Source organism: Collinsella sp. CLA-SR-H006 (assembly GCF_040097075.1).
Taxonomy (GTDB): Bacteria; Actinomycetota; Coriobacteriia; order Coriobacteriales; family Coriobacteriaceae; genus Collinsella.
Genome location: NZ_JBBNPD010000035.1, coordinates 1 through 1,229 on the forward strand (window position 1 = coordinate 1; position 1,229 = coordinate 1,229).

Annotated in this window: 1 protein-coding gene and 1 pseudogene; both read left to right on the forward strand. The window is 52.7% G+C overall.

Features of this window, described 5'->3' with window-relative positions; genetic code table 11:
* Positions 1 to 669: C39 family peptidase (locus AAA069_RS09940; RefSeq protein WP_349128269.1), on the forward strand; the 669-nt coding region annotated here is incomplete at its 5' end.
* 30 nt (positions 670 to 699) lie between these two features.
* Positions 700 to 1,229 (forward strand): annotated as a pseudogene (locus AAA069_RS09945) (hypothetical protein); the annotation flags it as partial.

Below are 1,229 nucleotides of genomic sequence, written 5' to 3' on the forward strand. Positions count from 1 at the left end.
CGCGTAGAGGCGCTCCAGGTCCGCGTCCTCGCGAAGGGCTCGGCGGCCCCGGGCCCGACGGACGGCGCGTACAGGGACCGCCCATTGCATCCGAATTCGGTTGTTCTCAACGTCCCTTGTACAATGCAGAACCCCGAGCTTCCGACTGGCTGCGAGTCCGTTGCATTGACCAATGCGCTTAACTATTACGGATTTGGTTTGGGTAAAACCTTCATTGCAGACGCGTATATGCCTAGGAGCAGTTGGGATTTTGTTACGGCGTTTTGGGGCAATCCTCATAGCGCTTCGAATGGAAACTGCATATCTGCTCCCGGACTGACCAACACCGCGAATTCTTTCTTGATTAGCAGTGGTAGTAGTTTGCGAGCCTACGATGTGACCGGTACTGGTTTCTATGACCTTTATTCGTACTTGGAAGCTGGACATCCCGTTATTATTTGGTCAACGATAGGTATGCAAAACCTGGGAAGTTGCTATGCGACTCAGGCTTACGGCGGAAGGGTTTATAGAACCTATACCAACTCTCACACCGTTGTCTTAAGAGGCTTTAATCGCTCCCTAGGTACCGTTTACATTGCTGATTCACTCGCTGGCTATGTCTCTAACTCAGCTCAGCGCATTGCCTCGCTATACTCGCAAAGAGGAGCTCAGGCGGTCGTCATTAAATAGGCGCCGTCGAAGTCGAAGGAAGGTGGAATCGTGAAGCGTCTCTTAGATGTGTCCGTTTCTATACTTGTGGTTATCGCGCTGTTCATGAGTCAATCATGGGCCGTGACTGCTGCATATGCCGATTATTCAATTGACGGATCTGATGATTCAAACAGCTTTCATCTTGAAGGCTCTACTTCCAATCAAGCTGAGCCTATCTCTGGGGGGCAAGAATCGGATGCTGGCTCCGTAGATAGCGAGCCTCAAGACGCGCAGCAGGTCTTATCGGGGGAGACTAACGAAGCCGCTGCCGCTGATTCTGCCTCCAACGATCAGCTCACCGTCAAAAACGTTAGTGTTTCTGCCCATGTGCAGAATATTGGCTGGATGGATCCGGTTAGTTCGGGTAAGGTTGCCGGAACCACGGGTAGGGGCTTGAATCTTGAGGCACTAAAAATCTCACTTGAAGTGGATGGAGCCACCTCTCAAGAACAGATTGCAAATGCCATATCCGTCGAGGCCCACGTCTCCAACGTCGGCTGGCAGGCCGCCGTCGGCAACGGCGGCACCGCCGGCACGAC